At 66.4% G+C, this 19286-nt stretch carries 18 protein-coding genes; 10 read left to right on the forward strand and 8 right to left on the reverse strand.

Features of this window, described 5'->3' with window-relative positions; genetic code table 11:
* Positions 1–2: 2 nt before the first annotated feature.
* From HUA75_RS00220 to HUA75_RS00230, 3 genes are all read right to left on the reverse strand, one after another.
* Positions 3–1529, reverse strand: coding sequence for a DUF4331 domain-containing protein (locus tag HUA75_RS00220; protein WP_174464031.1), 1527 nt, complete (start codon positions 1527–1529; stop codon positions 3–5).
* A 103-nt stretch (positions 1530–1632) separates the two neighbouring features.
* Positions 1633–2757, reverse strand: a complete 1125-nt coding sequence (locus tag HUA75_RS00225) for a HupE/UreJ family protein (RefSeq protein ID WP_174485234.1) — start codon at positions 2755–2757, stop codon at positions 1633–1635.
* A gap of 61 nt (positions 2758–2818) precedes the next feature.
* The gene (locus tag HUA75_RS00230) at positions 2819–4030 is read right to left on the reverse strand and encodes a tetratricopeptide repeat protein (protein ID WP_174485235.1); all 1212 of its coding nucleotides are present in this window, start codon (positions 4028–4030) and stop codon (positions 2819–2821) included.
* 195 nt (positions 4031–4225) lie between these two features.
* On the opposite strand from HUA75_RS00230, the gene HUA75_RS00235 reads away from it, so the two are divergent.
* Both HUA75_RS00235 and HUA75_RS00240 read left to right on the forward strand, forming a co-directional pair.
* Positions 4226–5236, forward strand: a complete 1011-nt coding sequence (locus tag HUA75_RS00235; protein ID WP_174485236.1) for a class I SAM-dependent methyltransferase — start codon at positions 4226–4228, stop codon at positions 5234–5236.
* 279 nt (positions 5237–5515) lie between these two features.
* Positions 5516–6259 (forward strand): hypothetical protein, encoded by a 744-nt coding sequence (locus HUA75_RS00240; RefSeq protein WP_141641386.1) that lies wholly within the window; start codon positions 5516–5518, stop codon positions 6257–6259.
* Positions 6260–6286: 27 nt separating this feature from the next.
* On the opposite strand, the gene HUA75_RS00245 is transcribed toward HUA75_RS00240, so the two are convergent.
* Together HUA75_RS00245 and HUA75_RS00250 are read right to left on the reverse strand one after the other, a co-directional pair.
* Positions 6287–7699, reverse strand: a complete 1413-nt coding sequence (locus HUA75_RS00245; protein ID WP_141641385.1) for an L-serine ammonia-lyase — start codon at positions 7697–7699, stop codon at positions 6287–6289.
* A gap of 292 nt (positions 7700–7991) precedes the next feature.
* The gene (locus HUA75_RS00250) at positions 7992–9605 is read right to left on the reverse strand and encodes a DUF4041 domain-containing protein (RefSeq protein ID WP_174485237.1); all 1614 of its coding nucleotides are present in this window, start codon (positions 9603–9605) and stop codon (positions 7992–7994) included.
* A 464-nt stretch (positions 9606–10069) separates the two neighbouring features.
* Here HUA75_RS00250 and HUA75_RS00255 point away from each other — a divergent pair, with 464 nt between their 5' ends.
* The 8 genes from HUA75_RS00255 to HUA75_RS00290 all read left to right on the forward strand — a co-directional run bounded on the left by HUA75_RS00255 (position 10070) and on the right by HUA75_RS00290 (position 14395).
* Positions 10070–10504 carry an Imm30 family immunity protein gene (locus tag HUA75_RS00255; protein WP_217445886.1) on the forward strand — a complete coding sequence of 145 codons (435 nt, stop codon included), beginning with the start codon at positions 10070–10072 and terminating at the stop codon, positions 10502–10504.
* A gap of 7 nt (positions 10505–10511) precedes the next feature.
* On the forward strand, positions 10512–10796 hold the full coding sequence (locus tag HUA75_RS00260; RefSeq protein WP_174485239.1) for a hypothetical protein: 285 nt from the start codon (positions 10512–10514) through the stop codon (positions 10794–10796).
* Between the two features lie 37 nt (positions 10797–10833).
* The gene (locus tag HUA75_RS00265) at positions 10834–11085 is read left to right on the forward strand and encodes a hypothetical protein (protein ID WP_174457676.1); all 252 of its coding nucleotides are present in this window, start codon (positions 10834–10836) and stop codon (positions 11083–11085) included.
* A gap of 26 nt (positions 11086–11111) precedes the next feature.
* Entirely contained in the window at positions 11112–11489 is a 378-nt protein-coding gene (locus HUA75_RS00270; protein WP_174457675.1) for a hypothetical protein, read from the forward strand.
* Entirely contained in the window at positions 11486–12418 is a 933-nt protein-coding gene (locus HUA75_RS00275; protein ID WP_174485240.1) for a DUF4240 domain-containing protein, read from the forward strand. The genes HUA75_RS00270 and HUA75_RS00275 overlap by 4 nt, the downstream gene beginning before the upstream one ends.
* 113 nt (positions 12419–12531) lie before the next feature.
* Positions 12532–13029 (forward strand): hypothetical protein, encoded by a 498-nt coding sequence (locus HUA75_RS00280; protein WP_174485241.1) that lies wholly within the window; start codon positions 12532–12534, stop codon positions 13027–13029.
* 230 nt (positions 13030–13259) lie between these two features.
* Positions 13260–13598 carry a hypothetical protein gene (locus HUA75_RS00285; RefSeq protein WP_174485242.1) on the forward strand — a complete coding sequence of 113 codons (339 nt, stop codon included), beginning with the start codon at positions 13260–13262 and terminating at the stop codon, positions 13596–13598.
* Between the two features lie 314 nt (positions 13599–13912).
* A complete protein-coding gene (locus tag HUA75_RS00290; RefSeq protein ID WP_174485243.1) occupies positions 13913–14395 on the forward strand; it encodes a hypothetical protein in 483 nt (160 codons plus the stop codon).
* Positions 14396–14498: 103 nt separating this feature from the next.
* On the opposite strand, the gene HUA75_RS00295 is transcribed toward HUA75_RS00290, so the two are convergent.
* From HUA75_RS00295 to HUA75_RS00305, 3 genes are read right to left on the reverse strand one after another with little or no spacing between them, the layout of a single operon-like run.
* Positions 14499–17318, reverse strand: coding sequence for a heavy metal translocating P-type ATPase (locus tag HUA75_RS00295; RefSeq protein WP_174485244.1), 2820 nt, complete (start codon positions 17316–17318; stop codon positions 14499–14501).
* 25 nt (positions 17319–17343) lie between these two features.
* Positions 17344–18318, reverse strand: coding sequence for a vWA domain-containing protein (locus HUA75_RS00300; protein WP_174457672.1), 975 nt, complete (start codon positions 18316–18318; stop codon positions 17344–17346).
* Entirely contained in the window at positions 18318–19253 is a 936-nt protein-coding gene (locus HUA75_RS00305; protein WP_174485245.1) for a vWA domain-containing protein, read from the reverse strand. The genes HUA75_RS00300 and HUA75_RS00305 overlap by 1 nt, the downstream gene beginning before the upstream one ends.
* Between the last annotated feature and the right edge of the window lie 33 nt (positions 19254–19286).

Raw genomic sequence — 19286 nt, forward strand, 5'->3', positions numbered from 1 at the left:
GCTCACGTCCCGTCGCCGTTGGCACCCGCCTGCGGCGTGGTGAGATAGGGGAAGACGGCGTCGAACTGCGAGGCATCCTGGAGCACGGCGTCATGGAACGGGACGTTGCGCGCGGGGGCCTGGGTGTCGTTCGCGAGCAGGTAGCCCATGGACACGCGCAGCGCCACGTCCACCACGTCATCGCCGGGCCGGCGGCCGTTGGGGAAGCCCGCCGGGTCACACCCTGGATTGGCCAGGGTGAGCTGGCCATTGACGAAGCAGGCGGCGGCGCCCAGGTTGTTCTGGTTCGCCTTCACCGTGGCGGGCAGCGCGGTGTTGAGTCGCTGCATCTCCGCGGTGGAGCCGTTCGCGTTGACGCTGGTCACACCCGTGAGGAAGGCGGCCACCAGGTCCGCGCGAGGGAAGACGGTGGGAGCCCTCACGCCCGCGCCGCCGAAGAGCAGCTCCAGGATGGCGGGCAGGGTGGGGTGGGTGACGTAGTCGGCGAACTGGGCGTCGTCCTTCGGCTCGCTGGCGTTGAAGCGGTCCTTGTCCTTGATGCCGATGACCACCTCGTTGACCAGCGGCATGCCCAGGCGGCTCACCTGCGTCCACGCGCCACCCTCACGGGAGGGCACGGTGTACGACGCGGTGGGGTTGATGGCGCGGGCCTGACGGACGCTGGCCGCCGTCCATCCGCCGATGACGTCCTGGGTGCCCGCCTTGAGGCAGGAGATGGGGACCTCGAGCGCCAGCGTGGTGATGTTCTTCTTCGCCAGCGGGTTTGGGACGGCGTTGCGGGCGTTCGGGTCGGTGATGACCGCGGGAGGCGCGTTCACCAGGTCGAACACGGGGCCCAGGTTCACGGCGAAGGGCTCGCGACGCTGGCCGACGAACAGCTTCGCGGTGCCCGTGCAACCCGGGATGTTGACGTTGTGGATGTGCTGGCGGGCGTAGGTCTCGTACGTGGCGGCGTTGCCCAGCGACTTGGTGCCCACGTAGTCCGCCGGCTTCGGGAAGAGGGCGGTGTGGCCGGCGGTGTTCGTCACGTCCTGTCCGGCCGCCGCGCGGCGAGGGCCTCGGACGACCTTGACGGTGTAGTTCTCCTGGACGTTCTGCGCGCTCCGGTCCGCGCTGGTGATGGCGCCCACGTTGGTGAAGGGCACGGACACGCTCTTCGTGCTGCCGTTGTTGCCCACGTTCAGCGTGATGCCATTGGGGCCGTTCAGGTTGTTGGTGAACCGGAACTGGAAGGTGATGTCCTCGATGGCGTCCCCGGTGTTGTCGACGAGGATTTCGTAGAGGGCATCGGGGTCCAACGAGAAGTAGTTGGGGCCGCCGTACGCGTCCTGGAGGGGCAGGTAGTTGGCGATGAGCGTGACGTAGTCCCCACGGCCCGGCTCATAGCTGCGGAACATGTAGAAATCGGTGGCGTCGACCTTGGGCATCCGGGTGATGAAGGGGGCTTCACGATGACTGGAGGCGTGGGCGGTCGGTACGAGCAGCGCCGCCGCGAGCGCCAGTGCGCTCGCGAGTTGTCGTCTTTGCATGCGTGTCTCCACAACGTTGGGGGCAAATCCCACCGACGGGCCAGGGGCTGCGCCGGACATCCGGTGGTGAATGCAATACGGGGATGCGACGTGATTGGATGGGTCAGAGCGGAAGGACGCTCAGGTCCAGCGCTCGCTCCGCGAGCCACACGCAGGCGATGAGGCCGATGGCCGCCGAGCCCCCGACGAGTATCGCGCGGCGATACATGGACGCGCCGCGCAGCAGGAAGGCGACGGGGAGGAAGACGGCGACGCAGGCGAGCTGCCCCAGCTCCACGCCCACGTTGAAGCCCAGGAGCGTCGTGGCGAGTCCCCCGGCGGGCAGGCCCAGGTCGGCGAGCACCGACGCGAAGCCAAAGCCATGCAGCAGGCCCAGCGCGAAGGCCACGGCCCAGCGGGTGCCTCGAACCCGAGGAAAGACATTGTTGGCCGCCGCGAGGATGACGCTCACCGCGATGGCGGACTCGACGAGTCGGGAGGGCAGGGACACGAGCCCGAGCGCGGCGACGCTCAACGTGAGTGAGTGGGCCACGGTGAACGCCGACACCACCTTCACGACGTCGCGCAGCGCGGGGCCGAACCTGTCCACGGGCTCCCATCCGCCCGTCGGTGAGCGCCTCAGGACGGAGGGCAGCAGCAGCGCCAGCAGGAACAGCAGGTGGTCCAGGCCCGCCCAGATGTGCTCGACACCGGAGTGGACCATGCCGCCGAAGTGGCTCCAGGCGGACAGCCTCGCGAGGGGAATCTCCACCGCGTGGCGTGACGCGGACAGGATGAGCGTGCCCTGTCCCTGCTCACCTGTGACCTGGACGACGCCTCGGTGCTGCGGGTCGCGGTCGAACAGGAGGGTGTAGTCGAGCGCCAGCATCGAGGGTTCGACGGGGCAGGCCGCGCGGAAGTCGAGCACCGCGTAGGCCCCGTCGGAGTGACGCGCGACACGAAGGTCGCCCTCGGCGGTGGTGGGGCAGGGCGTGCCTGCCGTGCCCAGCGACAGCCGTGACAGGACATGACGGACGATGTCCTCCTGGCGGGTGCGCACCTCGCCCCAGGCGAGCGCGCCGTCTCCGTTGGAGTCGAGGCCCAGCACCGTGTCCAGGTCCCTGAGCGCCACGTCCCACCGGCCGTTGAAGCCGTGCGCGGCGCGTTCGAGGTGCAGGTAGCTGTCGCTGGGCTTGTGAGCCAGGGCGATGGCGGGCAGCAGGACGAGCAGGGCGAGGATGCGGTTCATGGCGCGGTCTTCTTGGGCCGTGCGGCCAGGGCGAGGAGGCTCGGCGCTTCGCGGGAGGTGTTCATGGCGCGGCTTTCTTCAGCCGCTCGGCCAGCGCGAGCAGTCCCGGGTCCTCGCAGGAGGAGGCCTCGAGGAAGGTGAGGGCGGGGCGCGCCGCCTCGGGTGCTCCGGCGGCCAGCGCGGACTCGAGGAGGACGCGCACGTCCCAAGGCTCTCGCTGCGCCTCCCAGTTGGCCTGGGCGAGCGACAGCGCCTTGCGCGCGTCCTTCTCCACGTGCAGCGCGAAGCGGGCTTCCTCGCGTGCGTGCAGCGTGTCACCGCGCAGCCGGCTGGCCGCGTACCGCTCAGCCAGTTCCTGGGCGAGCGCGGGAGCTTCCGCGGAACCCAGGGCCGTCTCCGCCAGCACGCGGCGCAGGAGGTGGCCGTCGTCCGTCGCGTGGTCCTTCATCAGCCGCGACGCATCACCCGGCCGGTTCAGGTCCAGCAGCAGGTCCGCGAGCGCCGCGCGGGTGTAGGCGTCATCCGGGTCGGCCGCGAGCGCCTGTGTGTAGAGAAGCTCCGCCCGTGCCGAATCCCCCGCGCGGGCAGCGGCTTCGCCCAGGGTGGACAGCGCCCAGGCCTGCTCCTCGGGACTGCCCATCCCCCCGCGCCGAGACATCGCCTCCGAGAGCCGCGCATAGGCTCGCCGCGAATGTCCGGCGACGCTGTCCACCTGCGCGCGACACACGGCGGCGGTGAGTGCACCCGCGAGCGTGTCCAGCGGCGCGCAGCTCTTCTCCGCCTCCGCATGGTGACCCCGGACACCCAGCACCACGGCGCGCGTCAGCCACGCCTGGGCGTCCCGAGGGTCCTCCCGGACGGCGGCTTCCAAATCTCGCAGGGCCGCGTCGAACTCGTGGCGGCTCTGTCGCAGGGTGGCGCGCAGCAGGCGGACCTCATGGGGAGGCTCGGCCTCGTCCCACCAGGGCGCGAGCGCGGCCTGGGCCCACCCAAGGTGTCGTGGGTCGCCCCGGGCTCGCCCCTCCTTCAACTCCAACCGGGCCAGGCGGACGGCGAGCTCCAACTGTCGGGGTTGGCGGTCCAGCTCCTGTCGCAACGCGGCACGCTCGCGGGCGCGGGCGTCGGTCGCTCGGGCGGGAACCTGCTCCAGGACCTCCGTGTCGTTGTCGGGCGTGAAGGGCGCGGACGCAGCGCCCGTGCCACGACTGCAACCACAGGCCAGTGCGAGCACGACGCCGAAGACGCCGCGAAGGGAGCGTGTGACGGGAGGCATTGCCCATCCGTACGGCCCCGTGAGGCGCGTGGATTTCGCGTCGAATATCGGGGCGGTGTCGGGGCGGCCCGGAGGATGAGGGGTGAGCCCCCCATCGCCATGACAGGGGCCCGCGCCTCCGCTCGCGGAGTGATGACCCGACCCCTCGCTCCTGTGTCATAAGGGCGGGGTCTTCTGCCTGCCGGAGTCGTGTCCTTGAAACTCTCATCCCTCCTCGCGAAAGACGGCCTCCAGCGACTGCCCGCCCGGGTGCGGCGGCGGCTGGCGTTGGAGGCGCGGCGACTTGTGTCGGTGGGCGTCGCGCACGTGCCGCCGCTGCGCAGTGGACTGGAGCTGCTGAGCTTCGAGCTGTCGCTGCTCCTGGCGCAGGGGAGCAAGGACATGTACGGGGCCAGCTATTACGGCGCCGGACGCAACCCCTTGGACCGCGAGGGCAACAGCGGCTACGAGCACTACCGCCGCGACTCCAGCCACGCCAACAAGGCGGCCTATCTTTTGTGGAATCACTTCGACGTGCGCACCTCGCTGGACGTGGGCTGCGCGCTGGGTTTCACGGTGCAGGCGCTGCGCGAGCTGGGGTGGGACACCCAGGGCAGTGACTTCAGCGACTTCGCCATCCACCACGCTCCGTGGGACGTGAAGCCGCACCTGTCACTCGGAGACCTGTCCCAGCGCCTGCCTTTCGACGACGGACAGTTCGAGCTCGTGTCCGCCTTCGAGACGCTGGAGCACCTGCCTCCCTCCATGGTGCCGCACGCGATTTCGGAGCTGCACCGCGTGACGCGGGGCTTCCTGGTGGTGACGGCGCCGTCCTTCGGCCCCTGTGGCACGGGACCGGATGGCTGGTTCGACGGGAAGGTGCGGCCGGAGCGGCTGGAGCACTACCGGTCGCTGGGGCCCGACTACCTGGGCCCGGTGCCGGAAGAGGACCTGGCGCGCGACGAGTGGGGCCGACCGCTGGAAGGGCACGTCACGATTGCGTCGTTCGCATGGTGGCGTCGCCAGTTCGAGTCCGCGGGCTTCGTGCTCGCCCCGGCGCTGGAGCAGCGGATGTACGCGGACATCCAGGCCTTGGGCCTCCAGGGCCTCTGGAACCTGTATGTCCTGCACCGGCCCGGAGTGGCGTTGCCCGCAACGGACCTGCGCACACCGGAGGAGCAGGCGCGGCTCGCCCGGCGGTGGGACGTGCCGCTGGGCGCAGGCTGAGGGCCCGCGCTGCTCGAACAGGGACAGCTCGGCGAGGGTGGCCCTCGTCGAAGGGGCTGTCCCACTGAGTCATCGCCTCGAAGCCCCTCCACGGGGGACCGAGGCGCCGTCCGGTTGTATTCGTAGGCGAATACCTCCCCTGCTCGAGGGAGAGGGTGGAGCTGGAAGGCAGACGTCTCAGGGCAGGGACAGGCCCAGGTCATCGAAACTGCCGACCCATGGGGACGCATGGATGGGGCGGGTGAGAGACTGACGGAAGTCGATACCGAGGAGCCCTTCGTGCTGCAACGCCCCGCCCATGTCCCGGCTTCAATCGCCGCGGCGCCGCTCGCCTTCCCGTGGGACAACGCGCTGTCGCTCGCGCTCGACAACCCGGACAACATCCCCGACCCATGGGCCCATGCGGTGTCCCTGGTGAACTACAAGGGCAAGGCCGCTCTGGGGCTGGCCTGCATCGAATGGGTGGCGTGGCGGCTCTCGGGCCTGACCGACGTCAACGACCTGCTGTCCAGGCTGGAGGCGGCCTGGGCCTCGACGGCCGCCGTACCGTACTCGCGCGGCCTCGACTACGACGGCGTGACGAGCGCGGCCAACACCCCAGGCAATCCAGAGGGCCCGCGCCAACTGGCCCTGATTCGCATCCAGGACCTGCACTTCGCGTTCAAGAAGGGGCGCCAGCAGATGGTGAACGAGGCCGGCAAGTGCGCGCTCCTGGCGAGCCACGTCTTGCCGCCCGACTGTGGGTTCGAGCCCTGGCTGCGGCGGGCGCTGGCCGCCCTGGCCGCCAATGCCCCGGTCGGCGCGCGCCCCGACCGCAAGGTCAAGGTGTTCGACCACGGCGCCGAGCGTCCCGTGCCGCGCGCCTGGTTCGAGTCCCTCGCGGTCCCGGCCGATGCCGATGTGGACCGTGCGGCGTGGGACGACTTCCTGCGCGCGCTGGAACCGGCCGCCAATCCCTACCTCGTGCCCGCCGACACGCTGCGCGCCGAGGGGGTTGTGGGCAACCCCTATCGCATGGACTGAATCAGTCCCTGGGCCGCCGCGCCTGGCTCAGCACTCCGGCAGGCCGACGCTGAGGTTCGCGACCTCGAGCACGTTGACGGCGAGCCCGCCGCGCGCGGTCTCCTTGTACTTGTCCTTCATGTCGCGGCCGGTGTCGCGCATCGTCCGAATGACCTTGTCCAGGCTGACGAAGTGGCGTCCGTCGCCGGAGAGCGCCATGCGCGAGGCGTTGATGGCCTTCACGGACGCCATGGCGTTGCGCTCGATGCAGGGCACCTGCACCAGGCCACCAATGGGGTCGCAGGTGAGGCCCAGGTTGTGCTCCATCGCGATTTCGGCGGCGTTCTCCACCTGGAGCGGCGTGCCTCCGAGCACCTCGGTGAGCGCGCCGGCGGCCATGGAGCACGCGCTGCCCACCTCGCCCTGGCAGCCGACCTCGGCGCCGCTGATGGAGGCGTTCTCCTTGTAGAGCACTCCGATGGCGCCGGCCGTGAGGAGGAAGCGCACCACGCCGTCCTCGTTCGCGCCGGGCCAGAAGCGCCAGTAGTAGTGCAGCACGGCGGGGATGATGCCGGCCGCGCCGTTGGTGGGCGCGGTGACGACGCGGCCTCCGGCGGCGTTCTCCTCGTTGACGGCGAGCGCGTAGAGGTTCACCCAGTCGAGCACGGTGAGCGGGTTGGTGAGGCCGGCCTCGGGGCGACTGAGCAGGCGCTGGTACATGGCCGCCGCGCGGCGCTCCACCTTGAGGCCGCCCGGGAGGATGCCGCTGGACGCGCAGCCCCGGCGCACGCACGCCTGCATGACGTCCCAGATGCGCAAGAGCCCGCTGCGGATGTCCTGCTCGGAGCGCAGCGTCTTCTCGTTCGCCATCATCAGGGCGCTGATGGGCATGCGCTCCCGCTCGCACAACTCCAGCAGCGTCGCCGCGGACTGGAAGGGGAAGGGTAGGGGCGTGGTGTCCTTGCGCAGTGGGTCCTGGCCGGTGGCCGCGGACTCATCGACGACGAAGCCGCCGCCCACGGAGTAGTAGACGCACGCGTCCAGCTCCACGCCGTCCGCGCCGGATGCGGAGAAGCGCATCCCGTTGGGGTGGAAGGGGAGGCTGCGGCGGCGGTGCATCACCAGGTGCTCGCCGTCCTTGAAGACGATGTCCCGCTGGCCGAGCACGCTGATGCGGCCCTCGGTGCGCCAGCGCGTGACGATGGCGGGAATGGCCTCCACGTCCACGGCCTCCGGCGTGTCCCCGCGCAGGCCGAGCACCACCGCCTTGTCGCTGCCGTGGCCCTTGCCCGTGGCGCCGAGCGAGCCGAACAGCTCCACCTTCAGGCGCGTGAGCTTCTCCAGGTGGCCATGCTCCGCCAGTCGCAGCACGAACGTGCGCGCGGCTCGCATGGGCCCCACCGTGTGGGAGCTCGAGGGACCGATACCAATCTTGAAGAGGTCGAAAACGCTGACGGCCATCGCGGGCGCAACATGCCACGTTTCCATTTTTGTCCCAGCGCCTCGGGGCGTGACGTTCCTGCTCCATGTGAAGGGCAGGACTTCTTTGCGTGCCAAGGAGCTGAAGCTCGGTGAGGTGCCAAGCGAGCACGTCGGGTGGAATGCGCGAGCCGTGCCGCGGGACGCCAACGAGAACGCACTGCGTCGTGAGTGCCAGGGTGTTCTTCTCTTCGGAGACTGGAATGCGTGGGGCGAAGGCGCGCGAGTCGGGTTGAAGGTGGGAGCGCCTGGTGCGGGGTGAAGAGGTGGCGGCTCAGGCGACGGCGCGCTCGGGGCGGAGCGAGGTGGGGCTGTCGTGGCGCTCCCCTTCGGCGAGGGCGAGCGACTTGCGGTACTCGGCGGCCTCGGCGATGCGGGTCAGCTCGAACTCGCCGTGGTGTTCGCGCACGGCCTTGGCCACCTCGTCGAGCGTGACGCGGAAGAACTCCTTGCGCTCGTTGATGCGGTTGACGCGGCGGTGGGAGAAGGTGCGGTGCAGCGCGGCTTCGAGCGACGGTGCGTCGGGTGTGCGGATGATGGCGTGGACGTCGAACTCGAAGGGGACGGAGGCATCGCCCAGCTCGTCGATGCGGTCCTGGGGCACGAGTCGTCTCGTCATGCCGACCTTGTAGATGTCCTCTCCGAAGGAGCCGATGTTGGAGATGACGTAGACGTGGCCGGTGCGAGTGAGCTGGGCCTGGGAGATGGCGCGCTGGCGCTCCTGGTCCTCGGCGACGCGGCGCTCCAGTTCGGCGATGCGTTCGAGGAGCTTGGATTGTTCGGCGCCCTTGCTGCGTTCCAGCTCCCCGCGGGCCTTGCGCAGGGCTTCTTCGTCACGCTGGGCCTCGCGCTCGGCCTCCAGCTTGGCGCGTTCGAGTTCTCGCTGCGCGGTCTCTTCTTCGCGCATCTGCTCGCGGATGCGGCGTTGTTCTTCCTTCTCCTCCTGGCGCTTCTCTTCGTATTCGTGGGCGAGGCGCAGCTCCTCCAGCTTCAGCTCGACGTAGTCGGTGGAGATGAAGCACTGCTGAATCTCGGTGAGGCCGCTGATGGCCTCGGCGGACTTCTGGATGCGGGCCTCCATGGCCTTGATGTTCTTGTAGGTGACTTTGGCCACGCAGGCGTCAGCCTCGCCGTTGAAGGCGCGGAGCATCAGCTTGAGGGTGCGCTCCGTTTGCTTCTTGCCCTCGGCCTTGCTGCCGTTGACCGTCCATTCAATCTTGCAGGAGGCGGCTTGCTTGTTCTTGAGCATGGCCTTCTGGCGTTCGCGGAGGGTGTCGAGGCGGTGTTCGTACTTCTCCGAGGAGGAGAGGTTGTAGATGGGTTTGTAGAACCCGTAGGAGCGGAGAACGGTCTCTTCTTCGAGGGGGCGGAGTTCGGCGCGCAGCTTGATGATGAGGGGCTCGAGGCGGGCCTGTTCCTCGCGGGATTGATTGCGTCGGGCCTCGACTTCCCGGACGGCCGCGTCGGCCTGTTCCCTGGCGCGAGCGAGTTCCGTGCGGCCTTGTTCGCGAGCACGGGTGAGTTCGGTCTGGGCTTGTTCGCGGGCCTGGGTGAGTTCCGAGGCGACGCGGGTTCGTTCGAGGCGGATGGCATGGTCCGTCGACGCCCTGACCTGCTCCAGGTCTGCCTTCGCGCCCCGGATGGCGGCGTCCGCGAGGTCGCGTTCCCGGGCCAGCTCGGAGGCGACGCGGTTGCGCTCGGTGGCGAGCATGTGTTCGGACTCGGCCTTGGTGCGTTCCAGGGAGGAGAGGACGCGCTGTCGCTCGGCCTCCACGTCGAGCACGGGCTTGAAGCGGGCCCGGACGGCTCGGAGCTGGAGGGCGGTGCGGACCAGGAGTCCCGTCAACAGCAGGCTCGAAATCGCCAGGGCCAGGACGGCAGGCTGCATGGAAGTCTCCCCCGTGAAGTGTCCCCGCCGTCGGACGGCGGCGCGGAGGAGGACCACTGTGCGCCTGGGGAGGTTTACCGGGGTATCACCCCCAGGGGGTATTGTACCGTCCCCGTGTCACCTGTTGCTCAGACGTGCTTCCGTGGGGGCTGGGTGCCAAGGGGAGGGGAGATGCCGGTGATGGATGGTCGGTTGAGGCCAGCGACCTGGGATGAACTTGAAGATATGATCGAGACGCTGCCCCGACAGACACGACCACCTGTTTGCCCCCTCTGTGGGCGGGATGTCTTCTTGGACTACAGTCGAACGTCTGGGCGAGGTGCCATCAGGATTCGTTGCACCCCCTGTGGCAAGGAGACGATTATTGACGGGGTCATGATTCACTGAGGCGGCTGGAAGGTGCCTTTCGTTTGCCCTGGACTCCGCGGGCGGGGATAGGGATGGGTACGGTAGAGGCTGTTCGTGTGCTGCTGGAAAGTCGGCTGATGCGAGCGCGCGAAGACGTCGTGCGTTTCGAAGGGGCGTTGGAGTGTTTGGCGTCCGCAGCCGATGCTGAAGTTCATCTGGTTGAGATGCATCTGGCCTTCGATGATGCCGCGAGACATCCGGAGGTCATGTATGGGCTCGTCCATCTTCTGGAGTCATTCGATGTGACCGTGCAGGTGCGCGCATTTGTGGAGGCGCTGGAGAGACTGTACGTGCAAGCCCCTGAGTGGATGGAAACGCTGCTGCTCCGCCTGATTGGCGATGAAGTGGCGAGCGCCGAGTTGTGCAGAGTCCTTCGCGCCGGCAGTTCGAGTTCTCTTGCTGCCGCAAAGGGGGTGCTTGCTCGCGTGATAGCGGCCAATGATGCCGCTGTCGCTGCGGATGCACAGCAGGTTCTCGATGCCTTGGAGTGAACTGCGTATGCCGACTCTGGAGGGCATGGAACCTTTGGGGCCGGTGTGCGAGGTATTGCGCAAGGCGTTTCCGGAAGGGGTGCCTGATTCTTTCTATCTCCCGCTGCTCAAGGTCCTCGCCGAGGAGATGTCCTTCATGTCGGTCGCTCGAGCGTTGGAGATGGCATGGGGGTACGACTACGTGCGCGTCCTCCACGACGCATATGGCGCGGAGTTGCAGGTCGAGACGCGGGTTGAAGAGGTGGCTGCGGTTCGGCGCCTGCTAGGGTTGGCAGGTTACGACGAGCAATGAGGGACGACCTCAGTCAGACAGTTGCGGAGGTCACGACATGAATGACGAGGTGGTTTTGGCGGCACTTCGAACCGAGGGAGAGGGGCTCTCGGCGGTGGAGTTGGCTGCCTTGTTGGAACGACTCACGGGAAGTCTCTCGCAGACAGTAATTGTCTTCTATCTCAAGAGAGCATTTCCCCACATCCCCCTGCGTATCCTGATTGAGTCGGGTGCCTGGTCGCGTGTGGGCACCGGGAAGCTCTCCGATGATCAGTTCAACGAGTTGCTGCGCCCTTGGCTGGGGCAGTGAGCTCTCCACATGTCGCTGGGTCGAGTATGAAGACCATCATTCAGCCAGAAGATTGGGAGACGGCTCTCAGCCAATGGCGAGGCGGGGAGGTCGTGGTCTGGATGTACCACGCCGGCCATCGGCTAATGGCGATCCGATTATCGCATTCCGAGATGTCGGAAGATCTCTACGTCGTTGGTGTCGGATGCCAGCAGATTCAGGGGCCATTTGCCTGGGGGCCATCCGCCCTGATGGTTTTGGCTGGGGACTCGGCACGCGAAGCGGGGAGCAGCGAAGATGGCTTGATACTTGATGCGGCGGCTGGTTTCCGCTTGTGTTGTAGAGATGTGGTGCTCGTGCGTGGACCAAGGGGAGGCTACGACGTGAGCTTCGAGGGCTTTCTTGGCGAGCAAGAGGATGCATGAAGGCCAGCGCGCAAAGAGCCGCTCGCTTTTGGAAGGAACTCCTCGAAGAGGTGGTCCGTCCTTCCGTAATCGTGGGTTTCGAAGACTACTATCGGCGCCTGTCCTCATGGGTCATCGGACATACCCAGGACTTCGGGGCCGAGTTGCTGGAGGAGAGCGGGCTTGCGGTGTTGGCTCGTCTGGACCCGAGTCGGTACCTGTCAAAGAGTCCAGAGATACGCTTGGACTTGGAACTGGCTCGGCTGTCTTCGGTCGCGCCGAAGTCCATGGAGTCCGTTGCGATGGCTCTCAGCGAGACGCTGCTGGACATGGTGACGGTGTGGTCTGCCAGGGACTGTCCAAACTGCGGAGGGCCGATGCGTATCATGGTTGCTTTATCGGATGATGCGCGCCGCCTCTTCCTGCGTTGTCGTGACTGTTCCCATGAGGAATGGGAGGATTTCAGCCGAGTGGAGACTCGGGTGAGGCGCGTCCTTCCCGCGACGAGGGGCGATGTTACTGGACTGCATCGAGCGCATGCGGCCTCGGAGGATAGGATGGCGATGGAAGCGCGGGTGCGTGGCGAAGCGATTTCAGATTCATTCTGGGACATCATCCGTCGTGCGGAGATGAGGTCCGACAGGCTGAAGCGGATTCTGTGGGAGATGCCAGAAGACGAAGTCGCCCGTTTTCATGAGGAGTTTGTTCGCGCCAGCTCCGTGCTCAGAGGCTCGCCGTTCGACGCAATTCTCGATGAGGCTGTCTCCGAGGATACGCTGATGGACATCGCATACTGGGTGGTCGCTCAGGGACGGGAGTTCTATGAAGGAGTTCTGGAACATCCAAACAGGATTCCCCGGCATGTGAAGGGAGGGGACCCAGCAGTCATGCACCATGTGGCCGTAGAAGTCTTTGATGAGAGATTCGGAAAGGAACTCGACTTCTTCTGACGGCAGTTCGGCCTGGGCGTGCACGCTCGGATTGGCGGGGTGTCCCGAATGCCAGGGGCGTACTGAAGGGCGACAGGAACTGCTGGTGGAGAGCTGGTGGGTGACACAAAGCGATGAGCAATGAACTGAGTGAGCAGGACCGGCTGATATGGGCGCAGCTCGTGGACGCACACCGTCGCTTTGGTGACGCGAGCCGAGTCTTCTTGGCAAAGGGCGTCGACAGGGTTGGATTGATTCGCCTTGCACTGAGCAGACGCGTTGATAACACCGCCGTCCACATGTTGGAGTCGCTCTCCCTGACTGAGCTCCAAGAGTTGTTTCCAGCCCTCCTGCACTTTGCGAGTTTCGGCCACGGAGCGGTGGGCTGGTTCAGAAAGGCGATTCTTTCGCTACCAAGAGCGTGGGTGATTGAGCGCCTGAAGCAGGATGTCCCATCCCTCCTCAAGGCTGGTGACTATGGTGAGTGGCGGCGCATCCTGGAGTTGTATGAAGGACTTGATCGTGCCCTGACGCTGCAGGTTGCGAAAGAGGCAGCCGCCCATGATGACCCTGACATTCGAGAGGCGGGTGAAGACTTCCTTCAGCGGCTGGGTGGGAGCCGAGAATCTTGAGACCCGGCTTCGTTCGTCGCGGACAGGGCTGCTGCCGTCAGCAGGCAAGCTCTCCGATTTCGGCAAGGCAATGGTGAACGAAACCAATATGGCAGACGTTGAAATGCGGAAAGAGGAAGGTGCTCAGCCGGGCGCGGGGATGGTGTTGCCGTGCATGCTCTGTGGTCACTAACGTCAGGGGCTGTGGCTCCATCAAGAAGTTTCCTTTGGTTGGAAATCCGGAGTGAGTCATGCCGATGGTCGACTGCGAGTCTCACGGGTTGGTGGAGGCTGCGTTCTATTGTGCTCATATTGAAAGCTGCCTGAGGAGTGGTGTTGCGTGCGAAGTGGATATGGATCTTGTTTTCGATGACTTTGGGGATGCCTGCCTGTTGTGTGTGACGTGTTTGGCGGTGGCGCGAGAGTACGTCAGGGCGCATCAAACCGAATTCATCGATGCTTATCCAATAGAACTCGAAGGCGGGTGCATTGACCATCTTAAGGAATGGAGCGAGAAGGTGAACAATGTGGACTTGGATGCCCTTCTCAAGGCTGCGGTGAAGAGAACGAGAAGGCGACCGGAGCGCTGACGTTCTCTGCCCTCCTCCGTTTTCTGCTTCGGTTCCTGCTTGTTCGTCACATCCGGGGCTTCTTACGGTGGTTGAGTGAGACTGCTGCGTTTCAGACCGCTGAGTGGTCGGGCGTGGTCGCGGTAGGCCTGCTTCTCATTGTTCGGTTGGGTGTAATGGCAGATTGAGTAGATGTTCGACGTGGCAGTCGAAATCCTGAGTCTTGTCGTACGGGCCATGTGGTGGAGATGTGTCTGTGGATTGGTTGTTCTTGGGGCGCCGTGGACGAAGGTGAAGGGCAGTAAACGATGGGTGACGAAATGACTGAACGTGACATGCAGATCTGGGAGAGGCTTGTTGCTGCCCATCTGAGTCTGAGTGCGGCAAGTCGAGAATTCATGGTGCCGGGAGTTGATAGGGTGGGACTGATTCGCCTCGCCCTGCGTAGTGGATTCGATCAGTCTGCTGGTTGGATGATTGAATCTCTTCCTAAGACGGAGCTCAGGGAGTTGTTCCCTGTGCTGTTGAGGCTCGCGAGCGACGGCCACGGCGCTGTGTATCTATTCAGGGACGCGATACGCTCGCTTCCGAGGGATTGGGTCCTCCCCCGATTACGTGAAGACTTGCCTGCGATTCTCGATGCTGGCGACTACGACGTGTGGCGGTGTGTTTTGGAGCTGTGCTCGCAACTCGACCGAGACATGACGTCGGACCTGGCAACAAAAGCGGCTGCGCACAACGATCCGGATATCCGAGAGGCTGGCGACGAGTACCTTGAGTACCTGAGGAACAAGAAGCCGTGCAGTTGCTCTCTGTAGTGGATGTGCGCCTGTTACTCCGTATCGCCGGAGTCCTGCGGGTCGCTTTCAGTCACTGCCATCGTGAACGGAGGAGGCTGGATAGGGTCCAGCCTCCTTTGGCTCACTGGGGCGCGGACTGAATACCCATCGAAGGCAAGGGCGTTGAGCCCATCACCTTGGGCCTGACAGCGAGCAACCGCAGGCCGTTGGCGACGACGAGCAGCGTGCTTCCCTCGTGCAACACCACCGCGTGGCTGATCTGCGTCAGTCCAAAGAGAGTCGCGATGATGAGCACCGCGCTGATTCCCAACGCGATGACCAGGTTCTGCTTCATCACTGCCGTGGCTTGACGCGCCAGTCCCAATGCGAAGGGCAGACGGGACAGGTCGTCGCTCATCAGCACCACATCCGCCGTCTCCAACGCAGCGTCGGAGCCCGCTCCGCCCATCGCCACGCCCACTGCCGCAGCGGCGAGTGCGGGCGCGTCGTTGACTCCGTCGCCCACCATGGCCACCGAGCCCTGACGCCCCATCTCACGCACGGCTGTCACCTTGTCGGCGGGCATCATCGGCGCTCGTGCTTCGTCGAGCCCCACCTGCGCGGCGATGGACTTCGCCACCCGCGCATTGTCTCCAGACAGCATCACCGTCCGGGTGATGCCCTGCTGCTTGAGCGTCTCGATGACATGCCGCGCTCCCGCGCGCACAGTATCCGCAACCCCAAGCACTCCGAGGTAGCGCCCCGCCTTGCGCACCACCATCGTCGTCTGCCCCGCCTCCTCCAGCCGGTCCACCTGCGCCTTGATGTCGGCGGGAACAGTATCTCCTTCGAACAACGCCAGGCTGCCCACGTCCACCAGCGCGTCACCTACCTTCGCGCGCAGACCCTTGCCGTGGATGGCTTCCATGTCGCTTCCGGCCGGGGCCTGGATGCCCCTCGCTGACGCGGCCTCCACCACGGCGTGCGCCAACGGATGCGCCGAGAGCGCTTCCACCGCCGCCGCCGTCCCGAGCAGCTCCTCGTCCGTTACGCCCTCAACCGGCGCCGTGCTGAGCAGCTTCGGCTTGCCCACCGTGAGCGTGCCCGTCTTGTCGAAGGCCATGGCATTCACCTTCCCGAGCAGCTCCAGGTAGATGCCGCCCTTGATGAGCACTCCACCTCGCGCCGCCGCCGCCACCGCGGACAACACGGCCGACGGCGTGGAGATGGCCAGCGCACACGGAGACGCGGCGACGAGCAGTGACACCGCGCGCAGAATCGCCTCCTTCAGTGGCATCCCCATCAACACGAGGACCACGGGGAACACCACCGCGCCAATCATCACCAACGGGGCGAACGTACGCTCCAGCCGCTGCGCGAAGCGCTGGTTCGGACCCTTCTGGGCCTCGGCCTCGGCCACCATGTCCACCACTCGCGCGAGCACCGACTCCGAGGAGAGTCGCGTGACTTCCACCTCCAGCAGCGCCTCGCAGTTGACCGTTCCGGAGAACACCTCGTCCCCAGGCTTCTTCGGGACGGGCATGGACTCGCCGGTGATGGCGGCCTGCTCCAGTGAACTCTTTCCTTCGCGGATGATGCCGTCGAGCGGAACGCGGTCTCCCGGACGGACGACGACGCGGTCGCCACGGAGCACCTGCGCGACGGGCACTTCCACCAGCTCGCCACCCCGGCGCACCCGGGCCACCTCGGGCCGCAGCGCACCGAGCGACTCGATGGAGCGCCTCGCACGGTCCATCGCCCTGTGCTCCAGCGCGTGACCCGCGCTGAACAGGAAGAGGAGGAAGGCGCCCTCGAACCAGGAACCCAGCACCGCCGCTCCCAGCGCGGCCACCACCATCATCGTCTCGATGTCGATGCGCAGTTGGAGCAGCGACTTCACCGAACCCCGGATGGCGAAGAACCCGCCACTCAGGATGGACAGTGCCCACACAACGGTAGGTACCAATGCGGGCACGGGCGCGAAGCGCTCCAGCAGCCACCCCGCGACGAGCAGCACTCCCGAGGCCACCACCAGCGGCATCTCCAGGAGCGGCGCCAGGCCGCCTCCGTGCGCATGGTGCGAACACGCATGGCCGTGGCTCGGCACCTCCAGCGTGTAGCCGAGCTTCTTCGCTCCGGTCTCGATGCCCTTCAGCGAGATGTCCTCGCTGTCGTACTCCACGACGAGTCGCTCACTTGCATACGCCACGTTCGCGGACAGCACGCCCGGGAGCTTGCCGAGCCCGTGCTCGATGGCCGTCGCCGAGTCGGCTGAACTCATCCCTCGCACGAACCACGTGTGGCTCTTGTACCGCTTCGCCACCTGCTCACCCGTGCGCTTCACCGTCGCGAGCAGCGCCGCCGCGTTCACCAGCCCGGGGTTGTAGTGGAGGCACACCTCCGCATAGCCCTGGTCCCGGCGCAGGTGCACGTCGATGACGCCGTGGTGCGCCTCGAGCGCGGCTTCCAATTTCTGGAAGCGGCCCGCGTCATCCGTCTCGCCCGGTAGCGCGTCCTCCAGGTCGAGCTGGAGCGCGACTCCTCCGCCCTCCGCCGAGCGGTAGCCCGGTGGACGGACGCGCTTCGGCTTCGGGTGGTGGTGGTGATGCCCGTGGTCGCCGTGGTCGTGGTCGCACCCGGCTCCGTGCTCATGCGCGGCGGCCTGACCGTGGTCGTGTGAGCACCCTGGACCGTGCTGATGCGCATCGGCACCGTGGGCATGGTCATGACCGTGCTGATGCGCGTCTCCACCGTGCGCGGCATGGTCATGCGTGCACCCCGGCCCGTGGACGTGCTTCTCCTCGCGCTTGGGGCCGATGATCTTCAATCCCTTCAGCACGGGCTTCGCGGCGGCGGGCTTCACCGCCGCGAGGGACGGCCCGTGGCCATGTCCGTGGTCATGCTTGCAGTCCGGTCCGTGGACGTGGTCGGCCTGGGCATCGGTCTTCTTCTGCTCGGACATGGCGTCTTCTTCCTGAAGCTGAAACCTAGTGGCGGTGTCCGCCGTGCTTGCGGGCAGGGGCGGGGGCGGGAGTCGGAGCACGCACGGGCTCGGCCTCCTCCTCGTGGTGGTCCTCGTCCTCGTGCTCCTCGGGAATCGGCTGCGTGAAGCGCTGCCCGGCGACTTCCAGGGTGAACGCCTTGCACTCCGGAGGAACGTCGAACTCCAGCACCGCGGGGAGTCGACCCTCATACGACTTCAGCGTCTTGCCCTGCTCGTCGTAGACAGTGCCGCCGGCGGCCACCGTCATCGTCTCGTCCACCAGCACCGCCACCAGCTCCGCCATCTCCTCCATGCGGTCGGCGATGCGGTGGCACCACAGGTGGCCCACGCCCGGATACGTCTCGTGGGAGATCTCCTCCATCTGCTCCTCGTCCACCTGGTCGCCCACGCCGACGAAGACGAAGCTCATCCGAGGCAGCCGGCCCGCCGCGATTTCCTTCGCCACCTGCGTGGCGTAGGCCCGCACGTCGTTGCCGTCCGACAACTGCGAGTCGGTGATGATGACCGCCAGCCCGCGCCGCGCGCCCGTCTGCACCTGCTGCTTCATGTGCGCCACGAAGTCTCGCAGCACCGGCAGCATCACCGTGGCCTTGCCGTAGGCCCTCGGTCCCGGGAAGCGGAAGTCCTTGGCCTGCACCGCCGACAGCAGCCCCACTTCCTCCAACTGGCTGCCATCCCCGGTGGCCCAGTACGCCACGCGCACCTGCCCGTCGCGGTCCTTGCTGGCCAGGTACTCCAGCATCCACCGCATCTGCGGCTCGACCAGATTCTTCACCGGCGCCAGCTTGGCCAGCACACCGCGAGGACCGTACTCGTCCTCCATGCTCGCCGAGCCGTCCATGTAGAGGGCCACGTCCAGCCCCTCCACCGTGGGGTCATGCAGCAGCGTGGCCACCACCTTGTTCCCCATCCGATGCACGTCCGAGAACGGACGCACGATGACTTCGTGGCCAGCCATCAGTGATGGTCCTCGTCTTCCTCGTGGTGGTCCTCGTCCGGCAGCGGCTGGGTGTAGCGCTGGCCGTTCACCTCCAGGGTGAAGCTCTCCGCGCCCTCGGGCACGTCGAACTCCAGCACCGCGGGCAGGCGGCCCTCGTACGTCTTCAGCACCTTGCCCTTGTCGTCGTAGATGGTGCCGCCAGCGGCCACCGTCATGTTCTCGTCCACCAGCACCGCCACCAGCTCGGCGACCTGGTTGATTTCCTTCGCGATGCGGTGGCACCACAGGTGCCCCACGCCCGGGTACTCCATGTGGGCAATCTTCTCGAGCTGCTCCTCGTCGATGGCGTCACCCACGCCGACGAGCACGAAGTTCAGCCGGGGCAGCCGTCCCGCCGCGATGTCCTTCGCCACCTTCGCGGAGAACGCCTCCACCTCGTCGGCGTCATGCAACTGTCCGTCGGTGACGATGACCGCGCAGCCGCGGCGAGCGCCCAGCGGCACCTGCTCCTTGAGGTAGCGCACGTAGTCCTTCAGCGCCGGCGCCAGGAAGGTGTTTTTGCCCAGCCTCTTCGCGCCGGGGAACTTGTACTGCTTGACGTCCACGCCCTTGAGCTCGCCCACCACCTCGACGTCCTTGCCGGAAGAGCCGCTGGCCCAGTAGGCGACGCGGAGCATTCCGTTGCGGTCCTTGGTGGCCAGGTACTCCAGCATCCACTGCACCTGCGGCTCCACCTGGTTGGCGGGGTCCTTCAGGGGCGCGCCGCGCAACCACTCCAGGAAGGAGCGGTTGGGACGTTCGTACTTGTACTCCTCCTGCATGCTGCCGGACGCGTCCATGTAGATGGCGACGTCCAGGCCCTCGACGGTGGGGTCGTGCAGCAACACCGCACGTACCTTCCCCTCCTCGACGTGAAGATCCGAAAACGGCTCGACCGGCTTCTCGTGACCCATCGTTCCCCCTGCCAGGTTGGGGGCCGAGGCTAT

The sequence above is a fragment of the Myxococcus sp. CA040A genome (genome assembly GCF_013336725.1).
Taxonomy (GTDB): domain Bacteria; phylum Myxococcota; class Myxococcia; order Myxococcales; family Myxococcaceae; genus Myxococcus; species Myxococcus llanfairpwllgwyngyllgogerychwyrndrobwllllantysiliogogogochensis.

What these genes read in the sequence shown, in the direction of transcription:
- HUA75_RS00290 (WP_174485243.1), top strand. Translation starts at nt 13,913, where the DNA reads ATGCAGATCTGGGAGAGGCTTGTTGCTGCCCATCTGAGTCTGAGTGCG.
- HUA75_RS00285 (WP_174485242.1), top strand. Translation starts at nt 13,260, where the DNA reads ATGCCGATGGTCGACTGCGAGTCTCACGGGTTGGTGGAGGCTGCGTTC.
- HUA75_RS00265 (WP_174457676.1), top strand. Translation starts at nt 10,834, where the DNA reads ATGAATGACGAGGTGGTTTTGGCGGCACTTCGAACCGAGGGAGAGGGG.
- HUA75_RS00260 (WP_174485239.1), top strand. Translation starts at nt 10,512, where the DNA reads ATGCCGACTCTGGAGGGCATGGAACCTTTGGGGCCGGTGTGCGAGGTA.
- HUA75_RS00275 (WP_174485240.1), top strand. Translation starts at nt 11,486, where the DNA reads ATGAAGGCCAGCGCGCAAAGAGCCGCTCGCTTTTGGAAGGAACTCCTC.
- HUA75_RS00250 (WP_174485237.1), bottom strand. Translation starts at nt 9,605, where the DNA reads ATGCAGCCTGCCGTCCTGGCCCTGGCGATTTCGAGCCTGCTGTTGACG.
- HUA75_RS00280 (WP_174485241.1), top strand. Translation starts at nt 12,532, where the DNA reads ATGAGCAATGAACTGAGTGAGCAGGACCGGCTGATATGGGCGCAGCTC.
- HUA75_RS00295 (WP_174485244.1), bottom strand. Translation starts at nt 17,318, where the DNA reads ATGTCCGAGCAGAAGAAGACCGATGCCCAGGCCGACCACGTCCACGGA.
- HUA75_RS00305 (WP_174485245.1), bottom strand. Translation starts at nt 19,253, where the DNA reads ATGGGTCACGAGAAGCCGGTCGAGCCGTTTTCGGATCTTCACGTCGAG.
- HUA75_RS00220 (WP_174464031.1), bottom strand. Translation starts at nt 1,529, where the DNA reads ATGCAAAGACGACAACTCGCGAGCGCACTGGCGCTCGCGGCGGCGCTG.
- HUA75_RS00270 (WP_174457675.1), top strand. Translation starts at nt 11,112, where the DNA reads ATGAAGACCATCATTCAGCCAGAAGATTGGGAGACGGCTCTCAGCCAA.
- HUA75_RS00300 (WP_174457672.1), bottom strand. Translation starts at nt 18,318, where the DNA reads ATGGCTGGCCACGAAGTCATCGTGCGTCCGTTCTCGGACGTGCATCGG.
- HUA75_RS00225 (WP_174485234.1), bottom strand. Translation starts at nt 2,757, where the DNA reads ATGAACCGCATCCTCGCCCTGCTCGTCCTGCTGCCCGCCATCGCCCTG.
- HUA75_RS00245 (WP_141641385.1), bottom strand. Translation starts at nt 7,699, where the DNA reads ATGGCCGTCAGCGTTTTCGACCTCTTCAAGATTGGTATCGGTCCCTCG.
- HUA75_RS00230 (WP_174485235.1), bottom strand. Translation starts at nt 4,030, where the DNA reads ATGCCTCCCGTCACACGCTCCCTTCGCGGCGTCTTCGGCGTCGTGCTC.